Origin of the sequence: Maribacter sp. R86514 (genome assembly GCF_044597005.1) — a bacterium.
In the GTDB taxonomy this organism is placed as follows: domain Bacteria; phylum Bacteroidota; class Bacteroidia; order Flavobacteriales; family Flavobacteriaceae; genus Maribacter.
The window spans coordinates 1,700,923-1,723,655 of record NZ_CP138999.1; the positions used below are offsets into that span (position 1 = coordinate 1,700,923).

The 22,733-nt window shown below is 33.5% G+C and carries 23 protein-coding genes, 1 other RNA gene and 1 pseudogene; 16 read left to right on the forward strand and 9 right to left on the reverse strand.

What is annotated here, in order from left to right; all coding sequences use genetic code 11:
- Window positions 1–86: 86 nt before the first annotated feature.
- The 3 genes from SJY30_RS07560 (at window position 87) to SJY30_RS07570 (ending at window position 3,734) form a co-directional block, all read left to right on the forward strand.
- A complete protein-coding gene (locus tag SJY30_RS07560; RefSeq protein WP_396634959.1) occupies window positions 87–2,105 on the forward strand; it encodes a DUF349 domain-containing protein in 2,019 nt (672 codons plus the stop codon).
- A 97-nt stretch (window positions 2,106–2,202) separates the two neighbouring features.
- On the forward strand, window positions 2,203–3,414 hold the full coding sequence (locus SJY30_RS07565) for an ATP-binding protein (RefSeq protein WP_396634960.1): 1,212 nt from the start codon (window positions 2,203–2,205) through the stop codon (window positions 3,412–3,414).
- A gap of 5 nt (window positions 3,415–3,419) precedes the next feature.
- The gene (locus SJY30_RS07570) at window positions 3,420–3,734 is read left to right on the forward strand and encodes a hypothetical protein (RefSeq protein WP_396634961.1); all 315 of its coding nucleotides are present in this window, start codon (window positions 3,420–3,422) and stop codon (window positions 3,732–3,734) included.
- 53 nt (window positions 3,735–3,787) lie between these two features.
- Here the strand turns inward: SJY30_RS07570 and rny are convergent, their stop codons facing one another.
- The 4 genes from rny to SJY30_RS07590 form a co-directional block, all read right to left on the reverse strand.
- Window positions 3,788–5,356 (reverse strand): ribonuclease Y, encoded by a 1,569-nt coding sequence (gene rny / locus SJY30_RS07575; protein ID WP_396634962.1) that lies wholly within the window; start codon window positions 5,354–5,356, stop codon window positions 3,788–3,790.
- A gap of 49 nt (window positions 5,357–5,405) precedes the next feature.
- A non-coding RNA gene (ssrS, locus tag SJY30_RS07580) (6S RNA) lies at window positions 5,406–5,516 on the reverse strand.
- A 56-nt stretch (window positions 5,517–5,572) separates the two neighbouring features.
- Window positions 5,573–5,869, reverse strand: coding sequence for a cell division protein ZapA (locus SJY30_RS07585; RefSeq protein WP_396634963.1), 297 nt, complete (start codon window positions 5,867–5,869; stop codon window positions 5,573–5,575).
- 13 nt (window positions 5,870–5,882) lie between these two features.
- Window positions 5,883–6,173, reverse strand: a complete 291-nt coding sequence (locus tag SJY30_RS07590; RefSeq protein ID WP_396634964.1) for a hypothetical protein — start codon at window positions 6,171–6,173, stop codon at window positions 5,883–5,885.
- Window positions 6,174–6,366: 193 nt separating this feature from the next.
- Between SJY30_RS07590 and SJY30_RS07595 the strand changes: the two genes are divergently transcribed.
- Genes SJY30_RS07595 through SJY30_RS07605 form a run of 3 tightly spaced genes read left to right on the forward strand, consistent with a single transcriptional unit; the run spans window position 6,367 to window position 11,189 of the window.
- Complete coding sequence (locus SJY30_RS07595) at window positions 6,367–8,058, forward strand: M23 family metallopeptidase (RefSeq protein WP_396634965.1); 1,692 nt, start codon at window positions 6,367–6,369, stop codon at window positions 8,056–8,058.
- 5 nt (window positions 8,059–8,063) lie between these two features.
- On the forward strand, window positions 8,064–10,529 hold the full coding sequence (locus SJY30_RS07600; protein WP_396634966.1) for a carboxypeptidase-like regulatory domain-containing protein: 2,466 nt from the start codon (window positions 8,064–8,066) through the stop codon (window positions 10,527–10,529).
- 9 nt (window positions 10,530–10,538) lie between these two features.
- Window positions 10,539–11,189 (forward strand): hypothetical protein, encoded by a 651-nt coding sequence (locus tag SJY30_RS07605; protein ID WP_396634967.1) that lies wholly within the window; start codon window positions 10,539–10,541, stop codon window positions 11,187–11,189.
- On the opposite strand, the gene SJY30_RS07610 is transcribed toward SJY30_RS07605, so the two are convergent.
- A complete protein-coding gene (locus SJY30_RS07610) occupies window positions 11,190–12,335 on the reverse strand; it encodes a cysteine desulfurase family protein (RefSeq protein WP_396634968.1) in 1,146 nt (381 codons plus the stop codon). It abuts the gene before it with no gap.
- A gap of 103 nt (window positions 12,336–12,438) precedes the next feature.
- Between SJY30_RS07610 and SJY30_RS07615 the strand changes: the two genes are divergently transcribed.
- Window positions 12,439–12,948 carry a hypothetical protein gene (locus SJY30_RS07615; protein WP_396634969.1) on the forward strand — a complete coding sequence of 170 codons (510 nt, stop codon included), beginning with the start codon at window positions 12,439–12,441 and terminating at the stop codon, window positions 12,946–12,948.
- Here SJY30_RS07615 and SJY30_RS07620 read toward each other — a convergent pair whose 3' ends face one another.
- Entirely contained in the window at window positions 12,949–13,491 is a 543-nt protein-coding gene (locus SJY30_RS07620) for a Smr/MutS family protein (protein WP_396634970.1), read from the reverse strand.
- Window positions 13,492–13,595: 104 nt separating this feature from the next.
- Between SJY30_RS07620 and SJY30_RS07625 the strand changes: the two genes are divergently transcribed.
- Genes SJY30_RS07625 through SJY30_RS07635 form a run of 3 tightly spaced genes read left to right on the forward strand, consistent with a single transcriptional unit; the run spans window position 13,596 to window position 14,517 of the window.
- A complete protein-coding gene (locus SJY30_RS07625; RefSeq protein WP_245233075.1) occupies window positions 13,596–13,856 on the forward strand; it encodes a DUF2752 domain-containing protein in 261 nt (86 codons plus the stop codon).
- Between the two features lie 18 nt (window positions 13,857–13,874).
- The gene (locus tag SJY30_RS07630) at window positions 13,875–14,201 is read left to right on the forward strand and encodes a CCC motif membrane protein (RefSeq protein WP_396634971.1); all 327 of its coding nucleotides are present in this window, start codon (window positions 13,875–13,877) and stop codon (window positions 14,199–14,201) included.
- A gap of 4 nt (window positions 14,202–14,205) precedes the next feature.
- Window positions 14,206–14,517 carry a CCC motif membrane protein gene (locus SJY30_RS07635; RefSeq protein WP_396634972.1) on the forward strand — a complete coding sequence of 104 codons (312 nt, stop codon included), beginning with the start codon at window positions 14,206–14,208 and terminating at the stop codon, window positions 14,515–14,517.
- 51 nt (window positions 14,518–14,568) lie between these two features.
- On the opposite strand, the gene rocD is transcribed toward SJY30_RS07635, so the two are convergent.
- The gene (gene rocD / locus SJY30_RS07640) at window positions 14,569–15,849 is read right to left on the reverse strand and encodes an ornithine--oxo-acid transaminase (protein WP_396634973.1); all 1,281 of its coding nucleotides are present in this window, start codon (window positions 15,847–15,849) and stop codon (window positions 14,569–14,571) included.
- Between the two features lie 248 nt (window positions 15,850–16,097).
- On the opposite strand from rocD, the gene SJY30_RS07645 reads away from it, so the two are divergent.
- From SJY30_RS07645 to SJY30_RS07660, 4 genes are all read left to right on the forward strand, one after another.
- Entirely contained in the window at window positions 16,098–17,270 is a 1,173-nt protein-coding gene (locus SJY30_RS07645; protein ID WP_396634974.1) for a mechanosensitive ion channel, read from the forward strand.
- A gap of 184 nt (window positions 17,271–17,454) precedes the next feature.
- Window positions 17,455–18,867: a 23S rRNA (uracil(1939)-C(5))-methyltransferase RlmD gene (gene rlmD, locus SJY30_RS07650; RefSeq protein ID WP_396634975.1), complete on the forward strand. Its 1,413-nt coding sequence runs from the start codon at window positions 17,455–17,457 to the stop codon at window positions 18,865–18,867.
- Window position 18,868: 1 nt separating this feature from the next.
- Window positions 18,869–19,375, forward strand: a complete 507-nt coding sequence (locus tag SJY30_RS07655) for a DUF6452 family protein (protein ID WP_396634976.1) — start codon at window positions 18,869–18,871, stop codon at window positions 19,373–19,375.
- 25 nt (window positions 19,376–19,400) lie between these two features.
- On the forward strand, window positions 19,401–20,141 hold the full coding sequence (locus SJY30_RS07660; RefSeq protein ID WP_396634977.1) for a DUF6048 family protein: 741 nt from the start codon (window positions 19,401–19,403) through the stop codon (window positions 20,139–20,141).
- Here the strand turns inward: SJY30_RS07660 and SJY30_RS07665 are convergent.
- Together SJY30_RS07665 and SJY30_RS07670 are read right to left on the reverse strand one after the other, a co-directional pair.
- Complete coding sequence (locus tag SJY30_RS07665) at window positions 20,136–20,366, reverse strand: hypothetical protein (RefSeq protein ID WP_299799050.1); 231 nt, start codon at window positions 20,364–20,366, stop codon at window positions 20,136–20,138. The two genes, SJY30_RS07660 and SJY30_RS07665, sit on opposite strands and share 6 nt — an antisense overlap.
- Window positions 20,363–21,532: a class I SAM-dependent RNA methyltransferase gene (locus SJY30_RS07670; protein ID WP_396634978.1), complete on the reverse strand. Its 1,170-nt coding sequence runs from the start codon at window positions 21,530–21,532 to the stop codon at window positions 20,363–20,365. Before SJY30_RS07670 ends, SJY30_RS07665 begins: the two co-directional genes overlap by 4 nt.
- Before the next feature lie 94 nt (window positions 21,533–21,626).
- Here SJY30_RS07670 and SJY30_RS07675 point away from each other — a divergent pair, with 94 nt between their 5' ends.
- The gene (locus SJY30_RS07675; RefSeq protein ID WP_396634979.1) at window positions 21,627–22,298 is read left to right on the forward strand and encodes a ZIP family metal transporter; all 672 of its coding nucleotides are present in this window, start codon (window positions 21,627–21,629) and stop codon (window positions 22,296–22,298) included.
- Window positions 22,298–22,722: pseudogene (locus tag SJY30_RS07680) on the forward strand (DUF4268 domain-containing protein). The gene SJY30_RS07675 and the pseudogene SJY30_RS07680 overlap by 1 nt, the downstream one beginning before the upstream one ends.
- Window positions 22,723–22,733 lie beyond the last annotated feature (11 nt).

Here is a 22,733-nt window from a genome sequence, read left to right on the forward strand (position 1 = left end):
CTCTTTGGTGATTTAACTAAAAAGAACAATCAATTCTTTGCCAGTCGTAGGGTTGTTACTATCTTGTAAGCATATAATTTATGATTATGTCTGAGGATAAAGAACAACAATTACCAGAGAATTCAATTGAGGAAAAAACTACGACCGAAACCACTGAAAACGTAGTGGAGGAAACCGTTAATCCTTCAGACGAATCAACACCATTACAAACAGAAACTACAATTGCACCAAATGAAGATGCAGAAGAAACTGATGTAATGAATGAAATTGACGATTCTAATGCAGAAGATGCAGAAGATACCGACAATGAAAAAAGACATGAGATTCCAATGCCAGATTACCATGATATGAGCATGGAAAATTTGGTAGGTGAATTACAACGTTTGGTAAAGAATGAGAAGGTACAAGCCATAAGAAAGCATGTTGACTCTATCAAAGATGAATTCAATCAAAAATTTGATCAGTTTTTAGAAGAAAAGAAAGAAGAATTCATCTCAAACGGAGGTAATGAAATTGACTTCAGATACAATTCTGTTGACAAACAACAGTTTAACGAAGTATACTCAGAATACAGAGACAAGCGCAACCAATATTACAAGAGTTTAGAAAAGAGTCACAAAGAAAATCTTGCCTATAGATTAGACCTTATTGAACAATTGAAAGCCTTGGTGAATGTAGAAGAGGATATTAATACAACGTATAACAATTTTAAGGATATACAAGCTAAATGGCGCCATGCCGGACCAATACCTCGCGCAGATTATAACAATGTCTGGAAAACATACCACCACCACATTGAAATATTCTACGACTTTTTAAATATCAACAGAGACTTAAGAGATTTAGATTTTAAGCATAATCTAGAGGAAAAAGGTAAAATAGTTGCTAGAGCAGAGGAACTTTCTAAAGAACCAGATTTAAATAGAGCATTTAGAGAACTACAGGTATTGCACAAAATCTGGAAAGAAGATTTAGGCCCTGTAGGTAAAGACCATAGAGAAGAAATCTGGGATCGTTTTAGTGCTGCTACAAAAATTATTCATGAAAGAAGACAAGATTACTTTAAGAATCTTGATAAGATAAAAGAAGAAAATTTAGAGCGAAAGCACGCAATTATAGCAGAGATAAATACACTTAGTGAAAATGTATCTAGCAATCATGGTGCACTTCAACAACAGATTAAAGAATTAGAGGAACTTAGAGAGTCCTTTTTTAAAGCCGGTCAAGTACCACAAAAAGTGAATTCTAAGACATGGAATAGCTTTAAGGCAGCGGTTCGCGCATTTAATCAGAATAAAAATGCTTTTTACAAGAATCTTAAAAAAGAGCAACAAGAGAATTTAGAGAAGAAAAGAGCTTTATTGGAAATTGCGGTTTCTTTAAAAGATAACGATGATTTTGATGCTACAACTTCAGAAATGAAGCGCATACAAGGCCAGTGGAAAAAAATTGGACATGTGCCAAGAAAATATTCAGATAAGCTTTGGAAAGAATTCAAAACAGCCTGTAACCATTATTTTGATAGATTAAACGCGCTTAAAAGTGACGCATTTAAGGAAGAAGAAGCGAATTTTAAACTTAAAGATGAATTTATTAATCGTCTTAAAGCTTTTGAATTAAGTGGTGACAAAGCGAAAGATTTAGAAGCCATCACAAAGTTTTCTGAAGAATGGAAAACCTATGGTAGAGTTCCTTTCAAAAAGAAAAACATCAATCAAAAGTTCGATAAAATTATAGATGCACTATATCAAAAATGTGGTGTTAGTATACAAGAATCTGAACTGTTGAAATATGGTAACAAAATTCAGCAATTAAGTAATAATGATAATCAAGAGCGTGCCATACAAAATGAGCGTGCCTTCATTAGAAAAAAGATTGATGAGAGTAAAGATGAGATTAGACAACTAGAGAATAATCTACAGTTTTTCTCTAATGCTTCTGAAAGCAACCCATTGGTACAAGACGTTATAAAAAGAGTCAACCAACACAAAGAAGCCTTGTCGGCTTGGAAAGCAAAATTAAAGAAGTTGAATATCTTAAAAAACAATCTACTTAAAGAAGAGGAAGAAATCAAGGATACTGAAGAAACCAAAACAGAGGAGTAGCTTTAATTCTTTTAAAATAAACATTTAAACATTTTATATGTTATAAATGTAAGAAAATACTTATATTACTTACAATAAGTACATCGTTACATGTAAAATGATTAAACCTGAAATACCGAATAACGAGAAACAAAGGCTCGATGCCTTAAAGAGTTTCAATATACTTGATACATTAGAAGAAAAGGAATATGATGCTATCACCCGTATAGCCGCAGATATTTGTAATACTCCAATGGCATTAGTTTCACTTGTTGATGAAGATCGACAGTGGTTTAAATCTCACCACGGTATAGATGCCACAGAAACTCCTAGAGATTTAGCTTTTTGCGCACACGCTATTAATTCTCCTGATTGTATATTATTGGTCAATGATGCCAATAAAGACGAACGATTTTTTGATAATCCTTTGGTTACCGGCGGTCCTTCAGTGCAATTTTACGCTGGTGCTCCTTTAAACACAAAAGAAGGTCAATCAATAGGTACGTTGTGTGTTATAGATACCAAACCAAGAAAAGAATTTACCAAAAAACAACAAGCGTCTTTAAAAGATTTAGCTGATCAAGTAATGGCTCAATTAGAATTGAGAAGGCAAAATATACTGCAGAAGTTAGTTAATGAAGAATTACGAATAAAGAACAACCAACTAAAGCAATTATCATATCGATTGGCCCATGATATGAAAACACCATTATTGGGCATTAGCTCTATGGTTGGCATTATTAAAGAAGATTATTCCGATTTTTTTAAAGATACCGAAATACCAAAATATCTAGGCATTATAGACACCAGAGTTGATTATATGGAATCTTTAATCACTGGTATTATCAACTACAACTCCATAACCAATGCCGAAATAAATCTTGAAAAATTTAATGTAGCAAAAGAAATAGAAAATGTATTAAGCAAACAATATAATAATGCATCTGTTTCTTTACAATTAGAAAATTGCGACCACGACATTAATCATTCTTTAAACAGCTTTGACCAAATATTTAGAGATTTAATATCTAACAGCATTAAATTTACCGATAAGTCTGATATTGAAATTACGGTTTCTTTTAGCGAAGATGAAAAATCTTATTCTTTTACTTATGAGGATAATGGTCCTGGCATACCAGAGAAATACTGGAAAAAGGTTTTCTTATTATTCGAAAAACTTAGTACGGAAGGTGCCACCGATACCGGCATTGGCCTAACCACCATTAAAGAGCTTATAGAAAAACTAGGCGGAGATATCACTATAGGCAAACGTAGTGACAATAAAGAGGGTGTGCATTTCAATTTTACACTTTCCAAGAACCTTAATTAAGGTATATGAAATCAGTAATCTGGATTGTAATAGTTATTTCAAATTTCATTTCTATACCATCAAGCAAGGAACTACAAGTAATAGGAAATCAAACTAAGACAGCGAAGAAAGAAGCTTACTTAGTATTGAATACAAAATGTAACTTCTGCCATTCCGTAAAGAAAAATAGAACTATTTTTTCCCTTGAAAATATGGACGGATTAGCAAAAGCGATAGAATTTCAAGTGTTTACAAAGAAAAAAATGCCGAAAGGCAGAAAAAATAAATTATCATCCTTAGAAGAAACCCAATTATTAAATTGGATTAAAACTTTAGATTAGAAATAAAAAAGCCTCTATAAATAGAGGCTTTTTTTTATTATTAATTGTGTTTATTACTTAGCAACGTTAACCGCTCTTGTCTCTCGTATTACAGTAACTTTCACTTGACCTGGATAAGTCATATCGGTTTGTATTTTTTGAGAAATCTCAAATGACAATTGTGCAGCTCTGTCATCATTGACTTTTTCGCTCTCAACAATTACACGAAGCTCTCTACCTGCTTGAATAGCATAAGCCTTCTGTACACCACTAAAACCAAATGCAATCTCTTCTAGATCTTTTAAACGTTGAATATAAGAATCTAAAACCTGTCTTCTTGCTCCTGGTCTAGCACCACTAATGGCATCACAAACCTGAACTATTGGGGCAATAAGCGTTTTCATTTCAATTTCATCGTGGTGAGCACCAATAGCATTACATACTTCTGGTTTCTCTCCGAATTTCTCTGCCCACTGCATACCTAAGATAGCGTGTGGAGTTTCTATTTCATTTTCGGTATTAGGTACTTTACCTATATCATGTAAAAGTCCGGCACGTTTAGCGATTTTAGGATTCAATCCTAATTCAGATGCCATAACACCACAAAGTTTAGCAACCTCTCTAGAGTGTTGTAACAAGTTCTGACCGTAAGAAGATCTATACTTCATTCTACCAACAGCACGTATTAACTCTGGGTGTAAACCGTGAATACCCAAATCTATAACCGTACGTTTACCTATTTCAACAATTTCAGCTTCTATTTGCTTTTCGGTCTTCTTAACGATTTCCTCAATTCTTGCCGGGTGAATTCTACCGTCTGTAACCAATTTATGAAGCGAAAGTCTTGCAACTTCTCTTCTAACAGAATCAAAACAAGAAAGTATAATGGCCTCTGGCGTATCATCAACAATAATTTCTACACCGGTAGCCGCCTCTAAAGCTCTAATGTTTCTACCTTCCCTACCAATAATTCTACCTTTAACATCATCAGATTCTATATTGAATACGGACACACAGTTTTCAACAGCTTCTTCAGTACCAATTCTTTGAATGGTATTAATGATGATTTTACGTGCTTCTTGCTGTGCGGTAAGTTTAGATTCTTCAACAGTAGACTGTATAAAAGCCATTGCATCTGTCTTTGCAGTCTCTTTTAAACTTTCTACCAATTGATTTTTAGCCTCATCTGCAGACAGTCCAGAAATAACTTCTAGCTGTTGAATTTGGCTTTTGTGCATTTTATCCAACTCCTCATGACGTTTATCAAAAAGTTGTCTTTTCTGCTCTACATCTTTTAATTTACTATCTAACTGAGAGTTCATGTTCTTGTTTTTGGCAAGTTCACTACTTACTTGAGATTCTTTATCTCTAGTACGCTTTTCTGCGTCGCTTATCTTCTTATCCTTATTATTGATAACCTTTTCATGCTCGGCTTTTAATTCTAAGAATTTCTCTTTTGCTTGTAATATTTTTTCTTTTTTAACGCTCTCACCTTCTACTTTTGCATCTTTTAATATGCGTTCAGCATCTTTCTTTGCATTTAAAATGGTTTTAGAGGCTTTCCCTTTTTCCAAAAATTTTGCTATTGCAAAACCGATTGCCAGTCCAACTATTGCGGCAATAATTATCATTGTACTATCCATAGTGTAATTTATTAATAAAAAAAAAGCCCACATTGGAGAAGTTTTGATCAAACTCCGGTAAACAGGTTTAGGGCTAACAGACTGATCAAGGATCCCTATACAAGTAGGGCTTGCTTTTACAATCTAAACTCACCCTTTCTAAAAAAAATAAATGTTGAGTTTGTCAAAAGGTATTACCAATGTGGGCAGTAACTTAATGTATTTAAAAGAACGTTTTTATTTCAAAGCCAATTTAGATGTTACCAAATCCTCAAGTGCTTGTAAACGCTCTTCAGCTTCTTTGGTTCCTTCTGTTTGCTCAATGCCGATCTGTTCAATTTTAGACGCAAATTGCAAGGCGCACATGGCCAAAACATCTTGTTTGTCTCTAACTGCATAGTTCTGCTCAAATTTTTTAGCCAACTGTTCTATATTTTTGGCTGCTTTACGCAAGCCTTCTTCCTGAGCGGGGTCAATAGTCAATGGATAGACCCTATCAGCAATAGAAAGTTTTATTTTGAGCTTTTCTGACATATTATTATAAACATTACTCCGACAATTGAGCTATACAATGGTCCAACTCTCGTATTAATGTATTTATTTTAAGCTTAGCTTCTGTTTTATTGGTATTACTGCCAAGCATTGAATTAGCTAGTTTAAGCGAATTATATTTTTCTTCCCATTCAGACACCGTTTTACTGGCATTTTCTTGTGAAGATTTTATATTCCGTAATTCTTTTTCCAATTCTAGATTAGCATTGTTTAAAACCTCAAGTTTATGCAACAATTTGCTAATTTTATTTTCTAAAGAATCAACGATTTTAATTAACTCGCTCATACATTACCTTCAATGCGATTTACACAAAGTTAACATACATTATATGACTTAGCAATAGTTTTTTCAAATATTCGTAAATCAGCAGTACATAAATTAAGAATACACCACCGTAAACTCTTTCTCATAATTTTTGCACCCTCAATTTCATTGAATTGTATTTGATTATTTATTTTCGCAGTATTCCTATCTACCTATGAAAAAAATATCCCTTAGTCTGTTATTATTATTTTGTTTTAACCTTTTCGCACAAGAAAAATACCCGAAAGATGTTTTTGGTCCACCAATGGATATCCCCATTATTTTAGCGGGTACTTTTGGCGAGTTACGTTCCAATCATTTTCATTCTGGTGTTGATATCAAAACACAGCAGCGAGAGGGAATTCCGATTAACGCAATAGGCGATGGTACCATAACCCGAATTAAAGTTTCTCTTTGGGGTTACGGTAAAGTGCTCTATATAGCTCACCCAAACGGGTATACTTCAGTTTATGGTCATCTTCAAAAATTTTCACCTAGAATTGAAGCTTACATCAAGAAATTACAATACACTAAAAAGTCGTTCGAAGTAGAAGTATTTCCTGATTACGGGGAGTTGAAAGTTTCTAAAGGCGAACTCATTGCCTATAGCGGAAATACGGGTGGTTCTGCAGGTCCGCATTTACATTTTGAAATACGAAGTAGTATTTCTGAAAAACCCACCAACCCGTTAATGTACGGTTTAGAGGTTGCCGATGCTACTAATCCTATTTTAGAAAAATTATTTATTTATCCGTTAACAGATAATTCTCATGTTAATAATAATTACGAAAGAACACAGGTAAACGTTAGTAAACAGAAAGATGGTACATTTTTAGCGGATAAAGTAACTGCTTTAGGTGAAATCGGAGTTGGCTTTATTGGATTTGATAGGTTAGATATGGCCGCTAATAAAAATGGAGTTTATAGTGTAGAATTTAGTGTAAACGGTAAAGTATATTCTTTATATGATTTTGAGAAATTTTCATTTGGAGAAACCAGATATATAAACACACTTGTAGATTATGATTATTACGGTAGAAATAGGCAAAAAATTCAAAAGAGCTTTAAATCGCCAGGTAACAAGCTTAGTATATACAAAGACATATATAATGACGGCAAAATTAAAATAAACGAAGGCTTAAGTTATAATGCCAAATTATTGATTAAAGATTATGCCGGTAATAAAATTGAGGTCAACATACCTATTGAAGGGGTAAAGAATCTATTGGGCAATAAAAAGGTTATAGAAAAAACGGACAACTATGTAATTGCAAAAAAACCTAATAATTTTGATTTAGATGGTGCCAAGGTATATTTCCCAACAAACACTTTTTATGAAGATTTTTATATTGACTTAAAGAAAGGAAAAGATACGGTTACCATACACACCAACACTGTGCCTGCACATAGAAACTTTACAATCACTTTTGACGTTTCTAAATATTCACAAGAAGAACGAAAGCAATTGTTTATCGCCAGATTAGATTCTAAACTTAGACCAAACCATGCAAATACATATAAACGTGGCAATGAATTTACAACTAGAACACGTAATTTAGGAACATATACTTTAGCTAAGGATACTGTAGCGCCAACCATAAGAACCAAAAATTTTAAACAAAAGCAATGGTTAAATAATTACAAGTACCTAAGTGTACAGATTGCAGATGACTTAAGTGGTGTAGACAAATATTCCGCTACCTTAAACGGAGAATGGATATTAATGGAGTATGAGCCTAAGCGCAATACCCTTACTTATAATTTTGACGATAAGATTGCTGATCAAACGCAATGTGTACTTGAAGTTACCGTTACAGATAATGTAGGCAATACAAACACCTTAAGCACCTCCTTTTACAGAAAATAATATAGTTGAAACTTTATAATGTTCTAAGCCTGATTTTACTGCTGTGCAGCTCCATTGGTTTTGCTCAGAACGCTACTATTTCTGGTATAGTACTAGGTGCAAATAATGAACCGTTACCAAATGTCAATATATCTTGTAAGGGTTTGGGAACCACTACAAATTCTGACGGATTCTATATTCTAGAGATTACCTCAGATATAGAGAACACCATAGTTTTTTCTCATATTGCATACTTAGACGTCGTATTGGAAAAATTACTATTGAATACGAACGAGACTTTTGAATTCAATCCTGTTTTAAAAAATGATGTTACTCAAATAGACGGCGTAACCGTTTCTGCCACCGGTGCAAAAGAAGCTAACAACATTCTGAATATTTCCCCGGAGAAAATAAGAAAAATACCAGGTGCAAATTCCGGAGTAGAAACAATACTGAAGCTATTACCTGGTGTATCATCTAACAACGAGTTAAGTACACAATATGCTGTACGTGGTGGCAACTACGATGAGAATTTGGTATATGTAAACGAAATAGAAGTGTATAGACCCTTTTTAATTCGTTCGGCACAACAAGAAGGATTAAGCTTTGTTAACAGTGACCTAGTACAGAATGTGAAATTTTCAGCTGGTGGTTTTCAAGCGAAGTACGGTGATAAGCTAGCTTCTGTATTAGATATTAAATACAAGACCCCTACTCTATTTTCCCTTAGGGCAGATGTAAGTTTTCTTGGTGCAAGCGCAAGTTTAGAAACTGTTTCTAAAAATCAAAAATTGAGCTCAGTATCCGGTATAAGATATAGAAATAACGCTTTATTGGTCAATAGCCAGCAGACACAAAGCAATTTCAATCCGGCATTTACAGATGTTCAAAGTTATTTGACCTACCGTTTTTCACCTAAATTTCAGCTGAATTTTCTAGGCAACCTAGCTGTCAACGATTACAAGAACGAACCTTTAAACAGACAAACTAATTTTGGAACAATAGATAATCCTCAGGCATTAGTGGTTTATTATCAAGGACAAGAGATAAATAAATACACCACCGCATTAGGAGCTTTAAAAGGCAGTTATTTTTTAAACGAGAATACTACATTAAAATTGATGACATCTATTTATCATACTACGGAAGAAGAATATTCAGACGTTGTTGCAGCCTATGAGCTTGGTGATATCGATAGTAATTTAGGTAGCGATACGGCTGGCGAGGTGTTAACTTCTCGCGGTATAGGTTCTCAGTTCAACAGAACGAGAAACGATTTAGATGCTTTAATATTTAATTTAGAGCACAAAGGCTTACATACCATGGGTAATTCTATTTTGGAATGGGGAGCAAAATATACTCATGAAGATATACGCGATCAATTACGTGAATCTGAATTTATAGATTCTGCAGGATTTTCCATTAGACCACCTAGAAGTGAATTCATAAATAATCAACCTTCTGAACCGTTTGATGCACCTTTAGAAGCGTATAGCGGATTAAGCGCTTTGAACTTTGTGAAGACAAATCGGTTTTCTGGCTACGTTCAATTGGGAACGCATAAAACATGGAGCAATGTAGATGTGTATTACAACGTTGGTGTACGCTCTCATCATTGGACAGTTAGTGGAACCGGAGTTGAAAAAGTATCACAAACCGTTTTTAGTCCGCGTGCACAATTTGCTATAAAACCCAACTGGGATAAAGATATGCTCTTTAGGTTATCTACAGGAATATATCATCAACCACCTTTCTACAGAGAATTACGCGACAACACTGGCACAATACAGCCAAATGTAAAAGCACAAAAAGCATTTCATTTCGTAGCAGGTAATGAGTACAGTTTTCTTCTTTGGGATAGACCTTTTACATTGATAAGCGAGGCGTATTACAAAAAATTGGAAAATGTGAATTCGTATACTTTAGAAGATGTACGCATAAGATACGCAGCCAATAATGACACTGAAGCTTATGTTTATGGAGCGGAAATTAGGTTAAACGGTGCCTTTGTACCAGGAACGGAGTCTTGGGTAAGTCTAGGCTATTTAAAAACCGAAGAGAATAGAAACAATAGAGGCTATATACCCAGACCTACAGATCAACGCGTAAAATTTGGCATTCTCTTTCAAGATTACATACCTACCATTCCAGATTTAAAAATGTATTTAAATTTGGTTTATCAAACAGGTGTACCCGGTGGATCCCCTAGTTATGCCGACCCATATATTTTTCAGAATAGATTAAGAGACTATAAACGTGCAGATTTAGGAATTTCCTATATTTTTGCAAATAAGAACAAACAATTTCCAAAAACACATTGGCTGCGCAATTTTAAAGAATTCAGTTTAGGTTTTGAAATTTTCAATTTATTCAACAATCAAAATTCAATTACCAACACTTGGGTAAGAGATGCCGACAGTAAAAATGAATATGCTGTACCAAATTATCTTACTTCTAGGGTTTTAAACTTAAAATTGGGTATACGCCTTTAAACAATAAAAATGAAAAGAATACTTTTCTTACTAGTACTTATTTCCTCATTTGCTGTAATGGCTCAGAAAAACATTTATGAAAGTCCAAGTTTCGATAACTTGAGTGCTGACCATAATGTATTAGCTATCATTCCTTTTTTAACCAATTTAGATTTAAATGAAAAAGTGTCTAAAAAGGAACAAAAAAGATTAGAAGAAAACGAAGGTTACGCTGTTCAAAATGCTTTAGAGACCTATTTCTCTAAGCGTAGTAAAAAGAAAAAGCTGCCGGTAACATTCCAAAACATTGAAAATACAGCAGCTATCTTAGCTAAGAAGAACATCAGTTATGATAATATAGATGTATATACTACAAAAGAGCTAAGCGAAATCTTAGGTGTTGATGGTATTATTAGTGGCACCTTAGATTTAAACATACTACTATCTAACGGTATACCAACAGAGTTCAGCTTTACAGATTATTTCTCTGGAGGGGCAAATTACGGTAGAATAGGCATTAAAATAAGCGATGGCGATTCTGGTAAACTTCTTTGGAAGTACGAAAAGGAAATCAATAAGAAAACCGGTAAAAACACCACTGACCTTATTGACCGCATGATGAAATTAGCCATTAGAAAATTCCCCTACGAGAGAGAACGTAAAAGAAATCGTAAAAATTGATTACGCTTCCATAATATCTTTTAAGGCCGCAATAGTATAATCTATATCTTCTTTGGTATTATACGTTGAGAATGAAAAACGAACAGATGGCTTTTTCATATCCTCAGCAGATAATATCTGGGTAAGTACATGAGAACCAGCATCGCTACCAGACTGGCAAGCACTACCTTTAGAACAAGCAATACCTTTCATATCCAAATTAAATAAAAGCAACATCGCTTTTTCTTCAGTGATAGGTAAGCATACGTTTACCAAAGTATAGGTACTCTTCTCCATATCGCCAGAATGCCCATTAAATTTGACTCCAGGTATTTCTTTATTTATCTGATCAATGAAATAAGATTTTATGCCTTCAACATATTTCTTTTCTTCTTCTAAGTTATCGTAGGCATGAATAAAAGCCTCTTCTAAACCAACTATATTATGAAAAGACTCGGTACCTGCCCTTAGACCACGTTCTTGAGAACCGCCAGATATCATACAGCTTAACCCTGAATTCTTACGAATAAAGGCGAAACCAACACCTTTTGGCCCATGAAACTTATGAGCGGCAGCAGCTAAAAAATCTATCGGAAATGCTTTAACATCCCAATTATAATGCCCTAAAGACTGTACGGTATCTGAATGTACGAGTGCATCATATTTTTTAGATAAAAGGGTGATTTCCTCTAAATTGATTTTGTTTCCTATTTCATTATTTACATGCATTAGGCTAACCAATTTTTTGGAGTCATCTTTTTGTAAAAGTGTTTCTAAATGAGCTACATCAGGATTACCATATGCATCTAAATCTACAAATAACAATTGAATCAATCCTTTCTGTTCCAATTCTTCAACAGTATGTAAAACTGCATGATGCTCAATTCGAGTAGTAATGATGGTTTTTACACCAAGATCTCGTACAGCGCATCTAATGATCATATTATCCGCTTCTGTACCACCAGATGTAAATATGATCTCTGAAGGCTGTGCATTTAAATATTTAGCAATGGTTTTACGTGCACTTTCTATAGCAGTTTTTGCCGTTCTTCCAAAACTATGAGTAGAAGAAGGGTTGCCATAAACAGCTAAAGCTTCTTGCATTTTTGCAATTACATTGGGGTGAACCTGCGTAGTGGCCGCATTATCTAAATATACTTGTTTCATATAGGGATTCGCTAAAATAAACAATGAACAAAAATAGTTAATTAACCTATAATTGACAGTCATGCGACAGACAGATTTATAAATTTTAAACTAAATTTGAAATATGAAAAAATACCTTTTAATTGTCTGTTCCATATTATTCTTTAACTGTAATGATGGTGACCTACAGATAGAAACTGTTGATTTTGACAGTATAGATACGATTGAAAGTTGCAATGACATTTCACCAACAACAGAGAATGTTTTATTTAAAATTAATGGTGATGAAGCATTGATATTGAATCTGCCAAGCCAATTATTAAACAACGAGGTTTCAACTGCAACCGGAATTGAAAGTGCTGTACCGGGCAGTTCTCAAATTACCTATCGTATTTTCTCTGAGACCGTTAGCAGTAGTTATTTTTGTGACTCACCACCACCACTTACGCCAACTTTTCTAGAGGAAATTGAAGCTGAAGGTGGTAGTATTATAGTTACAACCGTTGAAGTAGACAGTGTAACTTTTTCGCATACAATTCAATTAAGTGGCGTTACTTTTTTAAATGAAAATGGCAGTAGAATTACAGATTTACAAGTGAATGAATTTGGCACTGTAACCACTACAGTAGAATAATTAGAAGTTTTGAAAAATATAAACTTCCGTTGCACCTAACCCATACTTTTGGTAATCGGCATCGTAATATTTTACATTGTCATATTTTCTGAACAAGTAACCTAATTCTTCTTTTAATACACCCTCACCTACCCCATGTATAAATACAATTTTCTGTATTCTTTTACTGATAGCAAAATCTAGTTGACGTTTAGCCGTATCTAACTGCAGGGTAAGCATATCAAACTTACTTATAGATTTAGGGTTCTTGATAAGTTGATTTATATGCAGATCAACTTCCATTTTTGGGGCTGTACGTTCCTTTGACTTTAGAACTCTCGTCTTTTTTCGCTTAGGAATTTCTTTTTCCTTTTTAATTTTAGCGACTTCATAATTAGAAACGCGAATATCATCGGCTATCAAAACCAATTCATGAGCGCTGAACGTTAACGGAAACCCATCATCGCTGAGCATAGTAATATTGTTGCCATTAATAGACTCCACAACGCCTTTTATGACATCGTCAATAGTTTCTACCGTATCACCAATATTAAAATGACGCATGTTTTTATTTTGTATACACAAAAATAATGGTAATTTTCGGACTACTAATTTATTTATAGATGCGTATTAAAGCATTAATTATTTTTCTGGGACTTGAAAGTTTCATGCTACCCTGTTTCACAAAGCAAATATTAGGGGTTGATTGTCCTGGTTGCGGTTTACAACGATCGCTATTATTTTTACTTAAAGGGGAGTTTACATCTGCCTTTTTAATGTACCCAGCTATTTACCCTATGCTTTTACTTTTTGGCTTTTTAGGATTAAATAAATTATACCCTTTTAAACATTCAAATACAATTACAATTACGCTTATGGTAAGTACCGTAGGTTTTATATTAACCAATTATATTTTAAAATTTATCTAATAACTAAACCTTTAAATTATGGAACAACAAAAATTACCTAATGTAACATTAGCATTAGTACTTGCTATTTTAGGATTTGTATGCTGCTGCTTTGGTGGAGTACCTGGAATTCTCTTTGGTGGTATTGCTTATTTTTTAGCAACTAAAGACGAAAAAATCTATAAAGAAAACCCTGAAAACTATTCTAATTACAGTACTTTAAAAACAACTAAAACCGTTTCTATAATTGTATTGGTGATTGGTATTTTATATTTAGCTTATTCTATTTACGGAATCATGAGTATTGGCGGATGGGATGCATATATGGAGCAAGTTCAAATAATGACTGAACAATATTCTCAATAATTCAATGAACAATTCAGAAAATCAACAAATACCAGGTTCTAGTAACGCTTTAACTTTTGGCATTTTATCTATTGCATTAACCCTTTTCTGTTGTGGTCCCTTTGGTGCTATATTCAGTTTCATTGGTTTGAGCAATGCTAAAAAAGCTAAGAGTTATTTTGAAGCTAACCCAGGTAATTATAGAGGATATGAAAATATTAATACAGGAAGAATTCTTTCTTATATAGGGCTAGCACTAGCTATTATTTACCTAGTATTCTGTATTCTCTATTTCGGATTGATTATCGCTTTCTTTACGACAGCCGATTTTCAATAAGAAATTAATAATTAAAAAAAATCCCCGATTTACATCGGGGATTTTTTATTTCTAGTTTTTAAATTCTTGTAGTGTTTTAATAATAATAGAAACACAATCTAAAAGCTGTTCTTTTGTCATTACCAATGGTGGTGCAAATCTTATAATATTACCGTGTGTAGGTTTTGCAAGTAATCCGTTTTCTTTCAACGCCATACAAATATCCCATGCAGTAGAACTATCTTCACTATCATTAATAAGTATTGCATTTAAAAGACCTTTACCTCTAACACTATTTACCAAATCTGTATTTGGTATAAATTTATTTAGTTCAGCTCTAAAAAGCTCACCTAGTTCAAAGGCATTTTCTGCAAGCTCCTCATCTTTTACGACTTCTAAAGCAGCCATACCAACAGCAGCGGCAATAGGGTTACCACCAAAAGTACTACCATGGTTTCCGGGGCGTATAACACCCATAATATTATCATTAGCCAAAACTGCAGAAACAGGGTATGCCCCACCTGATAAGGCTTTACCTAATATTAAAATATCTGGTTTAATTTCAGGTATTCCACTACAATGTTTATCTGGGCAAGAACAATTACCACATGTTGCCAATAAACGACCTGTTCTGGCAATACCGGTTTGTACTTCATCTGCAATGAACAATACATTATACTTTTCGCACAAAGCTTTCGCTCCGCTTAGATAACCTTCAGAAGGTACATAAACTCCAGCTTCACCTTGTATTGGCTCCACTAAAAAGCCAGCGATATTAGAATTTGATTTTAAAACATCCTCTAGAGCAGATAGATTATCGTACTCTATTTTAATGAATCCGTCAGTATAAGGTCCGAAGTTCTTACGAGCAACAGGGTCATTTGAAAAAGAAATTATAGTTGTCGTACGGCCGTGAAAATTATTTTCGCAAACAATTATTTCAGCATTGTTCTTTGCAATACCTTTTTCTTCATATGCCCATTTTCTACAAATTTTCAAAGCTGTTTCAACAGCTTCTGCACCTGTATTCATAGGTAACAACTTATCAAAATGAAAAGTTTCGGTTGCATACTTCTCGTATTTACCCAACATATCATTGTAAAATGCTCTAGAAGTCAAAGACAATGTTTTTGCTTGTTCTGTCATGGCATTTACAATTTTGGGGTGACAATGCCCTTGATTTACGGCAGAGTACGCAGAAAGAAAATCATAATATTTTTTTCCTTCCACATCCCAAACATGAACACCTTCACCTTTACTTAATACAACAGGTAATGGGTGATAATTGTGAGCACCGTGTTTTTCTTCTAATGCAATAGCATCCTTAGAAGTGATGTTTTCTAAAATTGACATGATAAAAATTACTTTAAATAAAACTTTAGCAATTCCTTCTATACCTTTTTCCTTTCAAATCCCGAAAAATTCATCGGGTCGAAAATTCAGCGTGGGAGAGAAATCATCCTGTAGAACTACAAACTTAATAAATATTTTTTTTGAACCATTATAATTCTCAAAAGAACCTATGAACAACCATATAAATGTGACCTATAACAAAATACGGTGTCTTACTTTATACAACCAATTTATTAAAAAAGAACACTATGAATTATTTAGAGAACATGATGACCAGCCTTTCTAACTCAGTTGGCGATTTTTTACCAACTACCATCGGCGCAATACTGATACTTATAATAGGGTGGTTTATTGCCGGATTTTTGAAAAGGCTTATTACAAAATTAATTAAGCGAACCAATGTTGACAGCAAACTTGGAACAGGTAAAGTGGTACTTTCTTCCTTTATTGGCAAATTAGTATACTTCTTTATCATGATTTTTGTCTTTATGCTTGCTTTAGAAAAGTTAGGTATGACGAGCGTTTTAGATCCAGTTAAGAATTTACTTAACGGCTTTACAGATTACATACCAAATATTGTAGGTGCAGGTTTAGTAGGCTATATAGGTTATATGCTAGCTACTATTGTATCTGAATTAGTAGGTCTTTCAGGCGAGACTATACAGAGTTTTGTACCTAAATTAAAACTTCCGGAAAATTTGGATTTAGTGAACATCCTTAAAAAAGTAGTTTTCATTTTTATATTTATTCCGCTATTGATAACCGCATTGAACATCTTAAATATGGATGCTATCTCTGTTCCTGCAACACATATGCTAGAACAATTTTTTGCTGCCATACCAAAAATTATCGTTGCTGTTCTTATTCTTTTAATCTTCGTTATAGGTGGTAGATTTGTTTCTGGTTTGGTTACAGATTTATTAGAAAGTTTAAATTTAGATGGTATTGTAAACAGAATGAATTTAAGCAGCTTATCGTCTAATACAAACCTTTCAAAACTTTTAGGTAATGTTGTTTACTTTTTCATAGTTCTTTTTGGAATTACGACTGCATTAGAAAAACTGGAATTTGAAAAACTTACCAATGTACTTGACACATTAGTAGGTGTTTCTGGAAATATTCTTTTCGGATTAGTAATTTTAATCATAGGAAACTGGATTGCATCTACAGCTCACAAAGCTATGGCTAAAGATGAAAGCAGTCTTTTTGTTGCTTCAATTGTAAGAATGTGCATTTTAGCTATTTTCTTGGCAATGGGTCTTAAGACTATGGGTATTGGCGACGAAATTATCAATATGGCTTTTGGTATTACATTGGGTACTATTGCAGTAACCATTGCACTATCATTTGGCTTAGGTGGTAGAGAAGCTGCTGGCAAGCAAATGGAAAGAATTTTAAACAAATTCAATAAGAACAAATAGTAGTAAAATATATTTTACTGTTCAAAGTCAGGGAATCTTAAATTAAAGATTTCCTGACTTTTTTTATTTAAATAATTAGGTAAACATTTGATTAGATACTTGAACGGTCATATTTAACTAAATATAACAAGGCTACTAGGTTTATTAGTTATAATAAATGCCATGGGATGCTTATTTTTGCCACATGCGAAAAAAGACAAAGCGAGTAGTTTTTGAAAATGTAACGGTAACCGATGCTGCTGCAAAAGGAAAAACTATTGGTAAAGCCCCAGATGGTAGGGTTATTTTCTTAAATAACACCGTACCTGGCGACGTGGTAGACGTACAAACTACAAAAAAAAGAAAAGCTTATTTTGAAGGAACTGCTATTAATTTTCACAGTCTTTCAAATAAAAGAGTAGACCCGGTTTGTCAGCATTTTAATGTCTGTGGAGGCTGTAAATGGCAAGATATGGGCTATGAACACCAACTTTTTTACAAGCAGAAAGAAGTGGAGAATAACCTAAAAAGAATAGGTCATTTAGATTTGCCCGAGCTTACACCTATACTTGGTTCAGAACAAAAATACTTCTACAGAAACAAAATGGAATTTTCTTTTTCTGACAGTCGTTGGTTAACGCTAGAAGAAGTAAGATCAGATAATCAAATAGAAGATAGAAATGCCTTAGGTTTTCATATACCTGGCATGTGGGATAAGATTTTGGACATTAAAAAATGTCATTTACAAAAAGACCCATCAAACGCAATACGTTTAGAGACTAAAAAATTTGCCACTGAAAACGGGTTAACATTTTTTAATCCAAGAAACCAATATGGATTGTTACGTACATTAATGATACGCACTAGCTCTATAGGTGAAATAATGATTTTAGTTCAGTTTTTTGAAAATGATAAAGAAAAAAGAGAATTGCTTTTAAATCATCTTTCTACAACTTTCCCAGAGATTACATCATTATTATATGTAATCAATCCAAAACAGAACGATACTATTTACGATCAAGAGATTATCTGTTTTTCTGGTAGAGACCATATTTTCGAAGAAATGGAAGGGCTAAAATTTAAAATCAATGCCAAGTCTTTTTATCAAACGAATTCAGAGCAAGCTTACGAGCTTTATAAAATCACCAGAAATTTTGCAAATTTAAATGGTGATGAATTGGTGTATGATTTATACACAGGTACAGGTACCATTGCACAATTTGTTTCTAAAAAAGCAAAGAAAGTAATAGGTATAGAATCGGTACCTGAAGCAATTTTAGATGCCAAGGCAAACGCAGAGCGAAACGAAATTGAAAACGTTGATTTCTTTGTTGGCGATATGAAAAATGTTTTCAACGAACAGTTTATTGCTCAAAATGGTGTGCCAGATGTTATTATTACCGATCCTCCACGAGATGGAATGCATAAAGATGTAGTTCAGCAAATATTGAACATTGCACCTAAAAAAGTTGTTTATGTAAGCTGTAATAGCGCTACACAGGCAAGAGATTTAGAACTAATGAAAGAGATGTACAATATAACCAAGGTTCAGCCTGTAGACATGTTTCCGCAGACGCACCACGTAGAAAATGTTGTACTTTTAGAAAAGAAAGTTTAGGATGAGAAAAATTCAATTCGGCTTATTGCTGTTTCTTAGTATTATTTCTGCATCGTCATGTGAGAAAGATGATATCTGTGTAGAAGGAGACACTCCCCTACTGGTCATAGAATTTTATGATATTGATGACATAGAGACGTTAAAAGAAGTAAAAACTTTAAGGGTAGTAGGTGTCGGTCAAAATGTAACCGTGAATACTGTTACAGATCGCAGTAATTTAAGTACCATATCCATCCCGTTAAAGACAGATGAAGATGCTACAAGTTTCATATTAATTAGCGACTCGGCAGATGCTGATGATGGCGCGGAAATAGGTAACCTAGATACCATTAATTTTTCATACACTAGAATTGAAGACTTTCTTTCACGTGCATGCGGTTTCGTAGTAAATTATGATGAACTACAAGCGAATGTAACAGCAGATTCAGATAATTGGATTCAAGATATAGAAATACAACAGTCACTAGTCACCAACTCAGATTCTACACATGTCAAGATTTTTCACTAATCTTTTATTTATACTGGGAACTTGCATGGCTTTTAGCCAGAGTAAACCAATTGATCTTAACCCTAAGGATACGGTGGAATATAAACAATCCTATGGTTTACGTTTAGGTGTAGATTTAAGTAGAATTATAACCGGTGCCTTAGACGACAACTATCAAGGAATTGAATTTGTTGCGGATTACAGATTAACCCAAAATTTATATCTAGCTGCTGAACTTGGGAGCGAAGAAAAGACACGACAGGAAGACTTATACAATTTTACAACCTCTGGTAATTACATTAAACTAGGTATCAATAAAAACAATTATGCTAATTGGTATGGAGAGCAAAATTTGATTTACATGGGTGCCAGATTAGGATTCAGCACTTTTGAAAATACCCTTAATAACTATCAATACTTTGATACGAATAGATACTGGAATCCAGATGATTTTGCAAATGGATCGGATACTTCAGAAAATTTCTCAGGTCTTTCTACAACTTGGATAGAAGCTCTTTTTGGAACTAAATTTGAAATCTTCTCAAATATATACCTTGGAGCTAGTGTACGTTTAGGACTTATATTAACTCAAAAAGAAGACGAGCGTTTTCCTAATCTATGGGTACCCGGTTTTAACAAAGTAACGTGGGATAGTAATTTTGGTGTTGGCTACAACTATAGTATTTCTTACTTCTTGCCGCTCTATAAAAAGAAAAATAAGGCTAAGAAAAAGATTGAAAATTCTAATGAACCCGTAGGACCGCCTAACCCAAAAGAACGCTTATAAAACTTTAAACCCTTTAATAAACACCCATTTCATTACAATCTTCTCAAGCCCTTCTATTTTTGCCACTGCAAATTTGGGAGCTAGTAGAGAAGCTGCAATAGCAGCTATTGCTGATAAATAAAGACTATTTATTGATAGCGAAATGTATAATAGAAAGCGGAACAATACAAATAGTACTGCAAAGCCTAAAAAATTATATATTAGAACTTTATGTTTTAGCTTCATTCTTCATTTCTTTTTTGATATTTGGCCTTCTTACTACCTTCATACATTTCATACTTTACCAAACGAGATTCTAGATGGCTATTAAACACCTTTATTTTTCGAGAAGGTCTTAAGCCTACAAACTTTAAAGCAGGTAGGTTACTTGTTATAAACCAAGCATTGGTACCAGGGTAACCTTGTTTTAAAGTATCGCCAATCGCACTATAAAAGTTTTCCAAATCAATATCTAGACGTTCTCCATAAGGTGGGTTAAAACACATATGCAACGTACCTTCTGTTTGCTTATCAGTTTTGAAGAAATCTTTTCTTTCTACTGTGATATAATCTTCAAGATTAGCATTTTCTATATTGTCTTGAGCCTTTCTAACAGCAGAAGGCGCTTTATCGTACCCTATAATTTTATGATGAAACTCTCTTGTTTTCTTCAAACTAGAATCTACGATTTTCTCATATAGATCAGCATCAAAATCGGTCCATCTCTCAAATGCAAATTCCTTCCTATTAATATTTGCGGGTATATTACAAGCAATCATAGCCGCTTCTGTCAACATAGTACCACTACCACACATTGGGTCAAGAAAATCACATTGACCATCCCATCCACTTAATAAAAGCAAACCAGAAGCTAATACTTCATTTATTGGCGCAATATTCGTTGCTGTACGGTATCCCCTTTTGTGCAATGAGTAACCAGAACTATCTAAAGAAACATTACAGTCATTATTATGAATATGAATGTTGATACGTAAATCTGGATTCTTAACATCTACATCTGGTCTTGTACCATCAGTATCTCTAAATTTATCTACAATAGCATCCTTAGTCTTTTGAGACACGTACAAGGAATGTGTAAACTGCTCTGAATTCACCGTAGCATCTATGGCAAAAGTTTCGCTGACAGAAAGATACTCTGTCCAATCCATCGCATATATTTTCTTGTACAGATCATTTTCATCATTAACACGAAAAGAATGTATTGGTTTAATAATTTTAATAGCTGTTCTCAGACATAGATTGGCTTTGTACATAAAGCCATTATCACCTTCAAAAGATACATTTCTAGTTCCCTCAACAACATTGCTTGCCCCCAAATTTCTAAGTTCTTTAGAAAGTGCTTCTTCGAAACCAAATAAGGTCTTAGCGACCATTTTAAAATTATTACCCATAATCATCTTTTCTCGTACCGCAAAAATACGCTAATTTTGACGCCTGTTTAATTTATGACCTATTTCCTTTTTTTAAAAGGTTTATCAGCATCACATGATTTACATATTACCTATTCTAGGAGTACTTATTAGTTTTCTTTTTGTGGTTGTTGCAAAACCCCAGAAAAACGAATCATTCAAACTATTATTAGCATTTAGTGGCGCATTTTTATTAGCGCTTACTATTTTTGAAATGTTACCTGAAGTTTATGAAAATACGAATCCTAAAACTATAGGTGTATTTATAATACTAGGTATTCTTTTTCAAATATTTTTAGAATTTTTCTCAAAAGGAGCTGAACACGGCCACGTTCATATTTCGAAGCAAAGTCAAGATTTTCCTTGGTTACTTTTTATTAGTCTATGCACCCATGCTCTATTGGAGGGTCTACCTATTGGTACAAATGACACCATCATTTATGGTATCTTAATTCATAAAATTCCTATAGCAATAATATTGAGTATATTCCTTTTAGGGTCAAACATTAAACCTATTTACGCAGCATTTTTCATGCTTTTATTCTCTGTTATGACTCCGTTAGGCACCTATTTAGCCAATACAACAGATATACTTTCCACTTATGGTATGTATTTAAATGCTCTAGTAATAGGTGTGTTCTTACATATTTCGACTATAATACTATTTGAAAGTTCTGAAGGGCATAAATTTAATTTAAGAAAGTTATTAGTGATTTTACTAGGTATAACAATCGCATATTATCTATAATGTTCAGTAAAGAAGAATCAAGAAAATTACGAGAAGAATTTTGGATTGCTTTTGGCAAATCGTTTCCAAACAAATGGACTTTATATAAAACTGAAGTTAAAGGCTTATCATTCAAATTTCATTTTGATTTAAAAAAGCTATAGTTTCCATAGACGTAGATTCTGATTTTGAACAGCGAATAAAAGTATGGGATAAACTATTAGCTTTAAAATCAATATTATTAGATGAATTCCTTCCTGAAGGAAAATTTGAAGATTTCTTTATCCTAGAAAACCAAAAAGAAATATCAAGAATTTATGTGGAGCTAAACAACGTATCTATACATAATAAAAATACATGGAGGGAGACAATGGTATTTTTAAACGATAATATGTTGCAGATAGAGAAATTCTATGAAGAGTATAAAGATGTTATCGATTCTTAATCTTATTAGAA